The sequence below is a fragment of the Streptomyces kronopolitis genome (assembly GCF_050953795.1).
Classification (GTDB): Bacteria; Actinomycetota; Actinomycetes; order Streptomycetales; family Streptomycetaceae; genus Streptomyces; species Streptomyces kronopolitis_A.
The window spans coordinates 7,584,509-7,599,436 of the sequence record NZ_CP191850.1 but is presented as its reverse complement, the minus strand read 5'-3'; the positions used below and the strand labels follow the sequence as shown (position 1 = coordinate 7,599,436).

The window sequence follows — 14,928 nt, the reverse complement described above, 5'->3', positions numbered from 1 at the left end:
GACGAGGCCGGCTCCGGCAGCCCTCGATGGGCGGCCGGAGCCGGTGTGCGGGCGTTCAGCGCGTCATGATCCGCCGAGTTCCTGCTCGATGAAGTCGAACAGCTCGTCGTCCGACGCCTGGTCCAGCCGGCTCTCCAGCGCGCTGTCCGGGTCCTCGGGGAGGCTGTCGAGCCGTTCCATGAGGCCCTGGAGGCGGCTGCGCAGCGCGGCCCGGGCGGTGGTGTCGTCCATCAGCCGCTCGATCTGCGCCTCCCACGCGTCGAGCGGACCGGAAGCGGGGCCGCCTGCGGCCGGCTGCTGTTCCACCGCGGCGGCCAGCCTGCCGAGCAGGTGGTCGGCGAGGGCGCCCGGTTCCGGGTAGTCGAACAGCAGGGTCGCGGGCAGCCTGGTCCCGGTCACGGTGGTGAGGCGGTTGCGCAGCTCGACGGCGGTCAGCGAGTCGAAGCCCAGCTCCAGGAAGCCGCGCTCGGGGTCGATCGCGTCGGCCGAGGCATGGCCCAGGACCAGCGCGGCCTGGCCCAGCACGGCATCGAGCACTGCCTGGTGCCGGTCCCGCTCGGGCAGCGCGGCGAGGCGGGTGGCGAGCGGTACGGTCTCCGCGGCGGGCGCGGGGCCCGGTCGGCCCGCCGGGGTGGCGGGCCGCGGCCCGGTCAGCGACCGCAGCAGAGCGGGCACCTCCCCCGCCGCGGTCCGCAGCGCCGCCAGGTCGAGCCGGGCCGGGACGAGGAACGCCTCGTCGGCGGCGAGTGCGGCATCGAGCAGCGCCAGCGCCTGGTCCGACGGCATCGGGCGCACCCCGCCCCGCGCCATCCGGTGCAGGTCGCTGTCGTCCAGCTTGGTGGTCATCCCGCTGCGTTCGGCCCACAGGCCCCAGGCGAGGGACACGGCGGGCCGGCCGGCGGCCCGGCGGGCGTGGGCGAAGGCGTCGAGGAACGCGTTGGCCGCCGCGTAGTTGCCCTGCCCGACCCCGCCGAAGGTTCCGGCGAGCGAGGAGAACAGGACGAACGCCGACAGGTCGAGGTCGCGGGTCAGCTCGTCGAGGTGGAGGACGGCGTCCGACTTGGCCCGCAGCACGGTGTCCATACGGTCGGGGGTGAGGGAGCCGAGCACCCCGTCGTCGAGGACGCCCGCGGTGTGGATCACCGCGGTGAGCGGGCGTTCGGCCGGGACGGAGGCCAGCAGCCGGGCGGTGTCGTCGCGGTCGGCGAGGTCGCAGGCGGCGATCTCGACCTCGGCGCCCAGTTCGCGCAGTTCCTTCTCCAGCTCGGGCATCCCGTCCGCGGTCCGTCCGCGGCGGCTGGCGAGCAGCAGGCCGCGCACGCCGTGCGCGGTCACCAGATGACGGGCCACGAGCCGGCCGAGCATGCCGCCGGCCCCGGTGATCAGTACCGTGCCGCCGGCGCCCAGCTCCCGCAACGGCTCGGCCGTCCCGGCCCGTACCAGGCGCGGCACCCGGGCGGTGCCGGCGCGCAGGGCGATCTCGGGTTCGCCGGTCGCCAGGGCGGCCGGCAGCGCGGCCGCGGAGGGGGCCGTGCCGTCGTGGTCGAGCAGGGCGAAGCGGCCGGGGTTCTCGGCCTTGGCGGTGCGGATCAGGCCCCAGACGGCGGACTGCGGGAGTCCGGGGACCGGCGCGCCGGACCGGTCGGCCACGGCGTCGCGGGTGCACAGGACGAGCCGAGAGGCGGCGAACCGCTCCTCGTTCAGCCAGGCTTGCGCGACCTCCAGCGCGTGGTGCACGGCCCGTCGGGTGGCCTCGGCCGGGTCGCCGCCGGCCGGCGGCGAGCCGACGAGGACCGTCCCGGGCACCTCGGCCCCGGCGTCGACGGCCGCGGCCAGCGCGGCCAGATCCGCGTACCGGGTGCCGTGGCCCTCGGGCGGCTCCGGCATCCCGTCCGTGCCGAGGACCGCGTACGGCTCGGCCGGCTGTCCGTGCGGCGGCGGCTCGACCCAGTCCATCCGGTACAGATCGGTCAGCCGGGGCGCGGCGGCGGCCAGTTGGGCGGGGTCGACGGGCCGCAGGACGAGCGCCGGGATCGCGGCGAGCGGGGCGCCCGAGGTGTCGGCCAGCTGCACCGCGTAGATGTCGTCGGCCTGTCGGTCGAGACGGACCCGCAGGGTGTCCGGGTGAGCCGCCGGTGCCGCGGTGACCGACCGGAAACTGAAGGGCAGTACGGCCCGTTCGGTGTCGGGGGCGGCCAGGGCGACGGTGTGCAGGGCGGCGTCCAGCAGCGCCGGGTGCAGCACGAAGCCGGTGTCGCGGTACTGCTCGGGCAGGGTGACCTCGGCGAACACCTCGTCGCCACGGCGCCAGGCGGTGTGCAGGCCGCGGAAGGCGGGGCCGTAGGCGAAGCCGTTGGCGGCGGTGCGCTCGTAGAGGTCGGAGACGTCGACCGGCTCGGCGCCGGGCGGGGGCCAGGCGGTGAGGTCGGCGGGCGCTTCGGTCTCGGGCGGGCCGTCGGCGAGGGTGCCCTCGGCGTGCCGGGTCCAGGGCTGCTCCTCGTCCTCCGGGCGGGTCGCCGGGCGCGAGTGCACGGACAGCGTGCGGCGGCCGGTCGGGTCCGGCTCCCCGACGGTGAGCTGGAGCTGCACGGTGCCGTCCTCGGGAATCACCAGCGGGGACTGCAGGGTGAGTTCCTCCAGGTGTCCGGCGCCGGTCCGGGCGCGGGCCTGGAGCGCCAGTTCCAGGAATCCCGTGCCCGGGAAGAGCAGCGTGCCGTCCAGGGCGTGGTCGGCCAGCCACGGCTGGCGGCCCGCCGAGAGCAGCCCGGTGAACAGGGCGCCGTCGGATCCGGCGAGCGGCACGGCCGCGCCGAGCAGCGGATGCCCGGCCACTTCCAGCCCCACGGCGGCGACATCCGTGAGGTCCGTGCCGGCCTCCAGCCAGTACCGCTGCCGCTGGAACGGGTAGGTCGGCAGCGCCACCCGCCGGGCGCCGGTGGGGGCGAGGTAGCTCTCCCAGTCCGGTCCGTGGCCGTGCAGATGCAGCTGGGCGAGGGCGGTGGTGAGCGACTCGGCCTCGTCGGTGTCCCGGCGCAGCAGCGTGCCGAGGGTGATCCCGTCCGTGGTGAGGCACTCGTCCGCCATGGCGGTCAGCACGCCGGACCCGAGGTCGAGCAGGCTCCGGACGCCCAGTTCCTCCAGGGTCCGGGTCCCGTCGTGGAACCGGACCGCCTGCCGTACGTGCCGCACCCAGTAGGCGGGGCTGCACAGTTCCTCGGCCGTGGCCGGGCGGCCCGTGACGTTCGAGACGACGGGGACGGCCGGCGGCTGGTAGGTCAACTCGGCTGCCACGGAGGTGAATTCGTCGAGCATCGCGTCCATGTGGGCGGAGTGGAAGGCGTGGCTGACCCGCAGCCGCTTGGTGCGGTGGCCCGCGGTGGCGAGCTGTCCGGTGACCTCGGTGACGGCGTCGTCGTCGCCGCTGAGGACGACGGCGGCCGGTCCGTTGACGGCCGCGATGACGACCCGGTCCTCGTACGGCGCGAGCAGCGGCAGGACGTCCTGCTCGGCCGCCTGGACGGACACCATGGCGCCGCCGGCGGGCAGGGACTGCATCAGCCGGCCGCGCGCGGCGACCAGGCGGCAGGCGTCGGCCAGCGAGAACACCCCGGCGACATGCGCGGCGGCCAGCTCGCCGATCGAGTGGCCGAGCAGCAGGTCCGGGTGCACGCCATGGTTTTCGAGCAGCCGGAACAGGGCGACTTCGAGGGCGAACAGTCCGGCCTGGGTGTAGACGGTGCGGTCGAGCAGTTCGGCGTCGGGCGTGCCGGGCTCGGCGAACAGCACCTCGCGCAGGGGCCGGTCGAGGTGGCCGTCCAGGTGTGCGCAGGCCGCGTCCAGGGCGTCGGCGAACGCGTCGTGGGTCGCGTAGAGGGCGCGTCCGGTGCCGGCGCGCTGCGATCCCTGTCCCGGGAAGAGGAAGGCCAGCTTTCCGGGGCGGGCACGACCGACCGTGACCTTCGGGTGCTCCCGGCCGTCCGCGAACGCCCGGAGCGCCTCGGTCAGTTCACCGGTGTCCCGGCCGACGAGGGCCGCCCGGTCCTCGAACGCGGTGCGCGAGGTGGCCAGGGACAGGGCGACATCGGCGGGCGCGAATCCGGTGTTGCGGTTGAGGTGGGCGGCCAGCCGCCGGGCCTGGTCCCGCAGGGCCGTGGTGCCCCGCGCGGACAGCAGCCAGGGGACGACGGCGTCGGCCTGCTGCCCGTCCTGCGTCGCGGTGCCGCTCTCGTCGGCCGCCGGCTCGGGCTCTTCGAGGATCACATGCGCGTTGGTGCCGCTGATGCCGAAGGCGGAGACACCGGCCCGGCGCGGGCCGTCGCCCGGTGTCCACTCCTGCGGCTCGTTCAGCAGCCGCACGTTGCCCGCCGACCAGTCGATGTGCGGCGACGGCTGCGCGGCGTGCAGGGTGCGGGGCAGCACGCCGTGCCGCATGGCCTGCACCATCTTGATGATGCCGGCGACCCCGGCCGCGGCCTGGGTGTGCCCGATGTTCGACTTGACCGAGCCGAGCCACAGCGGGCGTTCCGCCGGCCGTTCCCGGCCGTAGGTGGCGAGCAGCGCCTGTGCCTCGATCGGGTCACCCAGCTGGGTGCCGGTGCCGTGTGCCTCGACGGCGTCCACGTCGCCCGCGGCCAGGCCCGCGTGGGCCAGCGCCTGGCGGATGACGCGCTGTTGGGCCGGTCCGTTGGGTGCGGTCAGGCCGTTGGAGGCGCCGTCCTGGTTGACGGCCGTGCCCTTGACGACGGCCAGCACCGGGTGCCCGCGCCGACGGGCCTCGGAGAGCCGCTCCAGCAGCACGACACCGACGCCCTCGGCCCATCCGGCGCCGTCGGCGTCCGCCGAGAACGCCTTGCAGCGCCCGTCGGGGGCGAGCGCCCGCTGCCTGCTGAACTCGATGAAGGTCTGCGGCGTCGAGATCACCGTCACGCCCGCGGCCAGCGCCAGCGAGCATTCGCCGGACCGCAGGGCCTGGGCCGCCAGATGGAGGGCGACCAGCGACGACGAACACGCGGTGTCCACCGTGACGGCCGGCCCCTCCAGCCCGAAGGTGTAGGCGATGCGGCCGGAGGCGACGCTGCTCGCGCTGCCCGTCGCCAGATAGCCCTCCATGCCCTCCGGGGCGGTGTGCGCCCGGGAGCCGTAGTCGTTGTAGTTCGATCCGACGAAGACGCCGGCGGCCGTGCCCCGGAGCGCCTCCGGGTCGATGCCGGCCCGCTCGATCGCTTCCCAGGAGGTCTCCAGCAGGAGTCGCTGCTGGGGGTCGATGGCGATCGCCTCACGCGGGGAGATCCCGAAGAACGCCGGGTCGAAGTGGTCGGCGTCGTAGAGGAATCCGCCGTCGCGGGCGTAGAAGGTGCCCGGCTTGTCGGGGTCCGGGTCGTAGAGCCGCTCGATGTCCCAGCCGCGGTTGGTGGGGAAGCCCGAGACGGCGTCGGTGCCCCCGTCGAGCAGCCGCCACAGCTCCTCGGGCGAGTCGGCCTGCCCCGGGTAGCGGCAGCTCATCGCGACGATGACGACCGGGTCGTCATCGGCCGGTACGGCGATCGCGGACCGGTCCGCGGCCTCCGGCTCCGCGCCGAAGAGGCCGTCGTGGAGGAAGGCCGTGAGCGCGGTCGCCGTCGGGTGGTCGAAGACCAGGGTGACCGGCAGCCGCAGTCCCGTCGCCTCGGCGAGCCGGTTGCGCAGCTCGACCGCGGTCAGCGAGTCATAGCCCAGGTCACGGAACGCCCGGTCGGCGGGGAGCGCGTCGGGCCGGTCGTAGCCGAGGACGGCCGCGGCCGCGGCCCGGACCTCGTGCAGCAGCGCGGCGCGCCGCTCCGCCGGTGCGTGGTCCCGCAGCCGCGCGACGAGCGGCGCGGCGTCACCGCGCACCGTGGCCCCGTCCGCGTCCGCGCCGGCCGACGCCCGGACCTCCGGCAGTTCACTGACCGCCGCGACCCGCCGGGCCGGGGCCTTGTCCCAGTCGACGTCCGCGACGACCAGGAACGTCTCGTCCTCGTCCAGAGCGGACTGCAGGGCGGAGACGGCCAGGTCGGGGTCCATCGGCGGCACACCGTCGCGGCGCAGCCGCAGGGCCAGTTCCTCGCTCACCAGACCGCCGCCGCCCCAGGCGCCCCAGGCGATCGAGGTGGCGGGCAGGCCCTCGGCACGGCGCTGCAGGGCGAGTGCGTCGAGGCAGGCGTTCGCCGCCGCGTAGCTGCCCTGGCCGGGTCCGCCGAGCGTGCCCGCCATGGACGAGAAGAGCACGAACGCCGACAGGTCCAGGTGCCGGGTCGCCTCGTGCAGGGCGAACGCCGCCCCCGCCTTGGGCTCCCACACGGTGGCGGCACGGTCCGGGGTGAGCTGGTCGATCACCCCGTCGTCGAGGACGCCCGCGGTGTGCACCACGGCCGTCAGCGGCTGCTCCGGCGGCAGGCTCCCGAGGAGGGCCCCCAGCGCCGCCGGGTCGGCGACATCGCAGGCCCGTACGGTCGCTTGTGCCCCGAGCCCGGCGAGTTCCTCGACGAGTGCGTCGGCGCCCGGCGCCCGGGGGCCCCGGCGGCTGACGAGTACGAGGTGTTCGGCACCGTTGCGGGCGAGCCAGCGGGCGAGATGGCCGCCCAGCGCGCCCGTGCCACCGGTGACCAGGACGGTGCCGCGCGGCCGCCAGCCCTCACCGGCCGGCCGGTCGGCGGGGAGCGACCGCAGCATCCGCCGGGTGAAGACACCGGAAGCGCGCAGCGCCACCTGGTCCTCGCCCGCGTCCCGCGCCAGCAGGGCGACCAGCCGGCGCCCGGCCCGGTCGTCCAATTCGCCGGGCAGATCCACGAGTCCGCCCCACCGCTGCGGGTATTCGAAGGCGGCGATGCGGCCCAGTCCCCACGCCATGGCCTGCGTCGGACGGTCGACGGACTCGGCACGGTTGACCGACACCGCGCCGCGCGTCGCACACCACAGCGGCGCGTCGATCCCGGCGGCGCCGAGCGCCTGGAGCAGCGAGGTCATCAGCACCAGTCCGCCCGGCAGGGACTCGGTGGCGGCCCACGGCCGTTCGTCCAGCGCGACGAGGGACAGCACCCCGGCGAACGTCCCGCCGGCCGCCTCCGCCTCGTCCCGCAACCGTTCCGCGAGCCGTTCCCGGTCGGCGTCCTCGCCGCCGACGATCAGGGTCCGGAGGTCCGCGGCGCCCGACCGCAGCGCGCGGTCGACCCCCGCGACCACCGGGGAGTCCTGGTGGCCCTCCGGCACGACGATCAGCCAGGTGCCGTCCAGCCCGGTGCGCTCGGGCTCCGGCTGGGGGCGCCAGGCGATCCGGTAGCGCCAGCCGTCGACCGTGCTGCGCTGCTGCCGCTGCTTGTGCCACAGCGACAGCGCGGGCAGCACCTCGCGCAGCGCACCGTCGTCGGACAGCCCGAGCGTCTCCGCCAGGGTGTCCGCGTCCTCGCGCTCGATGGTCTCCCAGAAGCGGACGTCGGCGGCGTCGACGGGTCCCGCATCGGCCGTAGCCACCGCGGACTTGTGTGAGGCGAGCCAGTAGTGGCGGTGCTGGAAGGCGTACGTGGGCAGGTCGACGACCGCGGGCCGGGGCGCGGCGAAGGCCGGGGCCCAGTCCACGTCCACACCCTGCACATACAGCTCACCGAGGGAGGTGTAGAGCCGCGACAGCCCACCGTCGTCGCGGCGCAGGGTCCCCGTCACCACGGCTTCCCCGCCCGCGGCCTCGGCGGTCTCCTGCACCGGCATCGTCAGCACCGGATGCGGGCTGACCTCCACGAACACCCGGTGATCCGACGCCAGCAGGGCACGCACCGCCGGCTCCAACTGGACCGTCTGCCGCAGATTCGTGAACCAGTACCCGGCGTCCATCTCCGCCGTGTCCAGCCACTCCCCCGTCACCGTCGAGAAGAACGGCACGGACGACTTACGGGGCGCGACCGGCGCCAGGACCGTGAGCAGCTCCTCGTGGATCGACTCCACGTGAGCCGAGTGTGAGGCGTAGTCCACGTCGATCCGGCGCGCGCGGATGTCGCGCTCGCCGCAGGCGTCCCTCAGCTCGTCGAGCGCGTCCGCGTCACCGGAGACGACCACCGAGGTGGGGCCATTGACCGCCGCCATCGAAAGGCGACCGCCCCACGGCTCGATCAGCGCTGCTATCTCAGAGGAAGCCAGGGCAACGGACACCATTCCGCCACGGCCGGACAGCGCACGGATGGCCTTGCTGCGCAGCGCCACGACCCGCGCGCCGTCCTCCAAGCTCAACGCACCGGCCACACACGCCGCCGCGATCTCACCCTGACTGTGACCCACCACCGCAGCCGGCTCCACACCATGCGCGCGCCAGACCTCGGCAAGCGACACCATCACGGCCCACAGCACCGGCTGGACCACATCCACCCGGTCAAAGCCCGGGGCACCTTCGGCCCCGCGCAGCACCTCACTCAACGACCAGTCGGTGAACGGCGCCAACGCCGCCTCACACTCCGCCAACCGGCTCGCGAACACGGGCGAGGAGTCCAGCAATTCCACTGCCATCCCGGCCCACTGCGACCCCTGGCCCGGGAAGACGAACACCGTACGGCCCGGCTCTCCCGCCGGAGAGCTGTTCTTCAACTCTCCCAATTTCGCGGTGAGTTCAGCGCTCTCCGAACCCACGACCACCGCCCGGTGCTCGAACGACGACCGGGACGCCACCAGCGACCAGCCCACCTCACTCGGCGACCAGCCACTCTCCGGCACCCGCGAAGCCAACCGCTCCGCCTGTGCCACCAGCGCCTGCGCGGAACGTCCGGACACCACCCACGGAACCACCGGAGCTTCGTCGGCGACCGGCCCGGCGTCCGTTTCCGCCGGCTCCGCCTGCCCGGCCTCCTCCGCCTGTTCCACGATCACATGCGCATTGGTCCCGCTCACGCCGAACGAGGAGATGCCGGCGCGGCGCGGACGGCCGCCCTCCGGTGTCCACGGACGGGCCTCGGTGAGCAGTTCCACCGCGCCCGACGACCACTCGACGTGCGGCGACGGCTCGTCGGCGTGCAGCGTCGCCGGCATTTCGCCGTGGCCCAGTGCCTGCACCATCTTGATGACACCGGCCATGCCGGAGGCGGCCTGACTGTGTCCGATGTTGGATTTGACCGAGCCGAGCCACAGCGGCCGGTCCGCCGCCCGCTCCTGCCCGTACGTCGCCAGCAGCGCCTGCGCCTCGATCGGATCACCCAGCGACGTACCCGTACCGTGCGCCTCCACCACATCCACCGCACCGGCCGACAGACCGGCATTGGCCAGCGCGGCACGGATCACCCGCTGCTGGGAGAGGCCGTTGGGTGCGGTCAGACCGTTCGAGGCACCGTCCTGGTTGACCGCCGTGCCGCGGACGACCGCCAGCACGCGGTGGCCGTTGCGGCGGGCGTCCGAGAGACGTTCCACCAGCAGGACACCGACGCCTTCGGCCATGCCCATGCCGTCGGCGGACGCCGAGAACGGCTTGCAGCGGCCGTCGCGCGCCAGCCCCCGCTGGCGGCTGAAGCCCACGAGGCCGATCGGTTCACTCATCACCGCCGCGGCTCCGGCGATCGCCAGGGAGCACTCCCCCGAGCGCAGCGCCTGGACGGCCAGGTGCAGCGACACCAGTGAGGAGGAACAGCCGGTGTCCAGCGTGACCGCGGGGCCTTCCAGCCCGAGGGTGTAGGAGATGCGGCCGGAGGCGATGCTGGTCACCGTTCCGGTGATGAGGTGCCCCTCCAGACCTTCGGGTGCCTCGCCGTTGCCGTATCCCTGGTAGGCGGCGCCGAAGAAGACGCCGGTCGGGGTGCCCCGCAGCGTGCGGGGGTCGATGCCGCCGCGCTCGATCGCCTCCCAGGAGGTCTCCAGCAGGAGCCGCTGCTGCGGGTCCATCGCGAGCGCCTCGCGCGGCGAGATCCCGAAGAACTCGGGGTCGAAGTCGCCGGCCGCGTCGAGGAATCCGCCTTCGCGGACGTAGCAGGTGCCGGTGCGGTCCGGGTCCGGGTCGTAGAGCGCGTCGAGGTCCCAGCCGCGGTCGGCGGGGAACTCCGAGATCGCGTCGGTCCGGTCCCGCACCAGCTGCCACAGGCCCTCGGGCGACTGCACGCCGCCCGGGTACCGGCAGGCCATGGACACGATCGCGATCGCGTCGTCCTCGTCCGGGGCGGCGGGGGCCGCGGTGTGCGGGGCGGCGGCCTCTTCGGGCAGGGCGGTGCCGCCACCGGCCCGCGGTCCGACGAGGGCGGTCTCCAGGTGTCCGGCGAGCGCCTTCACCGTCGGATGGTCGAAGACCACGGTGGCGGGGAGCTTCAGCCCGGTGGCCGTGTTGAGCCGGTTGCGCAGTTCCACCGCGGTGAGGGAGTCGAAGCCCAGCTCGCGGAAGGCCCGGCCGACCTCGACCTCCGAGGTGTCCGCGTATCCGAGTACGGCCGCGACCTGCTTGCGCACGAGGTCGGAGAGCTGCCGCTCGCGTTCGGCGGGGACGAGCCCGGCGAGCTGGGAGCGGAGCGACTCGGAGGTGTTCTCGGCGGCGTCCGTGTCGGCCTCGTCGGCCTCCAGCGCCCGCAGCACTTCCGGGACCTCGTGCAGCAGCGGCCGGCGGTGCGCGGCGGTGAAGACGGGGACGAAGCGTTCCCAGTCGATGTCGGCCACGGCGAGGAAGGTCTCATCGTGGTCGAGCGCCTGCTGCAGTCCCACGACGGCCAGCTGCGCCGGCATGAACGGGATGCCGCGCCAGCGCAGTTGCTCCTGGACGACATCGACGGCCATGCCGCCGCCCTCCGGGCTCCAGATGCCCCAGGCGATCGAGGTGCCGGTCAGGCCGCGGGCGCGCCGGTGTGCCGCGAGCGCGTCGACGTAGGAGTTCGACGCGGCGTAGGCCCCGTGGTCGCCGCTGCCCCAGGTGCCGGCGACGGACGAGTACAGCACGAACGCGTCGAGTCCGGCACGGTCGAAGAGCGCGTCGAGGTTGCGGGCGCCGAGCAGCTTGGCGCGGGCGCCCTCGGCGAACTCCTCCAGTGTGGTGTCGGCGAGCGGCACGAGCAGGCCGACGCCGGCGGTGTGCACGACGGAGCGGATGGCCGGGCCGTCGGACTCGACCCGGGCGACCAGCTCGGCCAGTGCCTCGGCGTCCGTCACATCGCAGGCGGCGATGGTGACCCGAGCCCCCAACTCGGCCAGTTCGGCGCGTAGTTCGGCCGCACCGGGTGCGTCCGGGCCGCGTCGGCTGGTGAGCACCAGATGCTCTGCGCCGTTACGGGCGAGCAGCCGCGCGGTGTGCGCGCCGAGACCGCCGGTACCGCCGGTGACCAGCGCGGCTCCGCTGGTGCGCCAGGGGGTGGCCGGCGCGTCGCCGTCCAGTGGGGCGCGGGTGAGCCGCCGGGTGAGAAGTGCGGAGCCACGGAGGGCGAGCTGGTCCTCGTCCCCGCCCGCGGCGAGGACTCCGGACAGCAGGGCCGCCCCGCGGTCGTCCAGTGCGGCGGGCAGGTCGAGGAGGCCGCCCCACTGCTTGGGGTGCTCCAGGGCGAACACCCGCGCCAGGCCCCAGACTGCCGCCTGGAGCGGGTGCCGGACCTCGTCGTCGGATCCGGTGGCGGCGGACTCGGTCGTCAGCAGCCACAGCGGAGCCTCGACGTCGGCATCGAGGAGCGCCTGCATGAGGGCCACGGACTGGACCAGTCCCACGCTGACCTCGGGATGCCCGGTCAGCGGCCGCTCGTCCAGCGCGAGGAAGGAGACGACGCCGCCGGGGGCGCCGGTCGCGAGGGAGCTGCGCAGCTGGTCGGCCACGGCCTGACGGTCGGTGGTCGACTCCTCCAGGACGAGGAGCACGGCCTCGGCACCGCTGTCCCCCATGCCCTGGAGAGTGGCCCGTACGAGGTCGTCACCGAGGTGGTCGGCGGGCACGACGACGAGCCAGGTGCCCACCAACTTGCCGCCTTCCGGCTCGGGTTGGGGCCGCCAGGCGATCCGGTAGCGCCAGCCGTCGACCGTGCTGCGCTGCTGCCGACCCTGCCGCCACGACGACAGCGCCGGCAACACCTCACCCAGCACACCCGCATCCGTCAGACCCAGCGTCGCCGCCAGACCCTCCACATCCGCCCGCTCCACCGCCTCCCAGAACCGCGCCTCCACCGGATCGACCACACCATCCGAAGACGACCGACCCGACTCCAACCAGTACCGACGACGCTGGAACGCATACGTGGGCAGATCGACGACCCCCGGCCGGCAGGCGGCGAAGGCCGGGGACCAGTCCACCTCCACGCCCTGCACATACAGCTCACCCAGCGAGGTGTAGAGCCGCGACAGCCCACCATCGTCGCGACGCAGAGTCCCCGTCACCACTGCCTCGGCCTCGGCCGCCTCGGCGGTCTCCTGGAGCGGCACGGTGAGTACGGGGTGCGGGCTGACCTCCACGAACACCCGGTGATCCGACGCCAGCAGCGCACGCACCGCCGGCTCCAACTGGACCGTCTGCCGCAGATTCGTGAACCAGTACCCGGCGTCCATCTCCGCCGTGTCCAGCCACTCCCCCGTCACCGTCGAGAAGAACGGCACGGACGACTTACGGGGCGCGACCGGCGCCAGCACTTCGAGCAACTCCTCGCGGATCGACTCCACATGAGCCGAGTGTGAGGCGTAATCCACGTCGATGCGGCGGGCCCGGATCTCCCGCTCGCGGCAGACCTCCATCAGCTCGTCGAGCGCGTCCGCGTCACCGGAGACCACCACAGAAGTGGGACCGTTCACCGCCGCCGTGGAAATGCGGCCGTTCCACGGCTCGATCAAGGCCGCAATCCCGGCGGAAGCCAGGGCAACGGACACCATTCCGCCGCGACCGGACAACGCCCGGATGGCCTGGCTGCGCAACGCGACGACCCTCGCGCCGTCCTCCAAGGTCAACGCACCGGCCACACACGCCGCCGCGATCTCACCCTGACTGTGACCCACCACCGCAGCCGGCTCCACACCATGCGCACGCCAGACCTCGGCCAACGACACCATCACCGCCCACAACACCGGCTGAACCACATCCACCCGGTCCAGCCCAGGCGCACCCTCAACCCCCCGCAGCACCCCACCCAACGACCAGTCGACGAACGGCTCCAACGCCGCCTCACACCCCGCCAACCGATCCGCGAACACGGGCGAGGAGTCCAGCAATTCCACTGCCATCCCGGCCCACTGCGACCCCTGCCCCGGGAAGACGAACACCACATCGGCGTCGCCCTCCAGGGCTCCCGCGTCGCCCACCACCGCGCCGGCGGGTGTCTCGCCCTCCGCCACGGCACGCAGTCCGGCGACCAGTGCGTCCTGGTCGGATCCCACCACCACGGCCCGGTGCTCCAGGGCGGCGCGCGTGGCGACCAGCGCATGCCCCACGTCCGCCGAGGGCTGCCCGGCGGTCTCGGCCCACGCCGCGAGCCGGTCCGCCTGTGCGCGCAGGGCCGTCGCGGAACGTCCGGAGACCACCCAGGGCAGCGCGGCGGGCGCCGCGTCCTGCGCGGGCTGTTCGTCGGCCGCTTCCTCGGACGGTTCCTCCGCCGGTGCCTGTTCGAGCAGGACATGGGCGTTGGTGCCGCTGCCGCCGAAGGACGAGACACCGGCGCGCCGGGGGGCTTCGGTCTCGGGCCATGCCGTCTCGTCGGTGAGCAGCCGGACGTTCCCCGTCGACCAGTCGACATGCGGTGAGGGCGCGTCGACATGGAGCGTCGCGGGCAGCACGCCGTGGCGTATCGCCTGGACCATCTTCATCACTCCGGCGATGCCGGAGGCGGCCTGCGCATGGCCGATGTTCGACTTGAACGAGCCGAGCCACAGCGGCCGGTCCGCGGAGCGCTCCTGCCCATACGTCGCCAGCAGCGCCTGCGCCTCGATCGGATCGCCCAGCGACGTACCCGTGCCGTGCGCCTCCACCACGTCCACCTCGCGGGGCGACAGACCGGCATTGGCCAGCGCGGCGCGGATCACCCGCTGCTGCGAGGGGCCGTTCGGCGCGGTCAGACCGTTCGAGGCACCGTCCTGGTTGGTGGCGCTGCCGCGGATCACGGCGAGGACCGGGTGGCCGTTGCGTTGGGCGTCCGAGAGGCGTTCCAGCAGCAGGACGCCGACGCCCTCGCCCCATGCGGTGCCGTCGGCGGCCGCCGCGAAGGGCTTGCAGCGGCCGTCGCGGGCGAGCCCCCGCTGCCGGCTGAACTCCACGAAGTTCCGCGACGAGGACATCACGGTCGCTCCGCAGGCGAGCGCCGTCTCGCACTCGCCGTGCCGCAGTGCCTGGACGGCGAGATGCAGGGCGACCAGCGAGGACGAGCACATGGTGTCGACGGTGACGGCCGGGCCCTCCAGCCCGAAGCTGTAGGCGAGCCGTCCGGAGAGCACCGCGGCCGAGCCGCCGGTCAGCAGATGGCCCTCGACGCCCTCGGGGGCGGTGCTGCCGTCGGCGGCAGCGGCGTAGCCCTGGTTGCTGGAGCCGACGAAGACACCGCCCGCGCTGCCGCGTACCGAGGTGGGGTCGATGCCCGCGCGCTCGAAGACCTCCCAGGAGGTCTCCAGCAGGAGCCGCTGCTGCGGGTCCATCGCGAGGGCCTCGCGCGGGGAGATCTCGAAGAAGCCGGCGTCGAACTCCGGGGCGTCGTAGAGGAAGCCGCCCTGGCGGACGTAGCTGCTGCCGGGCCGGTCGGGGTCCGGGTCGTACAGCTTGTCCACGTCCCAGCCGCGGTCGGTCGGCATGGGCCCGATGGCGTCGGTGCCGTCGGCCACCAGCTGCCACAGTTCCTCCGGAGAGGCCACTCCTCCCGGGAAGCGGCAGGCCATGGCGACGATCGCGATGGGATCGTGCTCCCGCGACTCCACCTCCTCCAGCCTGCGGCGGGTCTGCCGCAGGTCCGTGGTGACCCGCTTGAGGTAGTCGCGGAGCTTGTCCTCGTTGTCCATGTAGCGTCAGCCCTT

At 74.0% G+C, this 14,928-nt stretch carries 1 protein-coding gene; it reads right to left on the bottom strand.

What is annotated here, in order from left to right; genetic code table 11:
• Positions 1-63: 63 nt before the first annotated feature.
• On the bottom strand, positions 64-14,913 hold the full coding sequence (locus ACQP17_RS33475) for a type I polyketide synthase (protein ID WP_433859675.1): 14,850 nt from the start codon (positions 14,911-14,913) through the stop codon (positions 64-66).
• Positions 14,914-14,928: the final 15 nt, after the last annotated feature.

Excerpts from the sequence above, each read along its gene's own strand:
- ACQP17_RS33475 (WP_433859675.1), bottom strand. The coding sequence starts at position 14,913 with ATGGACAACGAGGACAAGCTCCGCGACTACCTCAAGCGGGTCACCACG.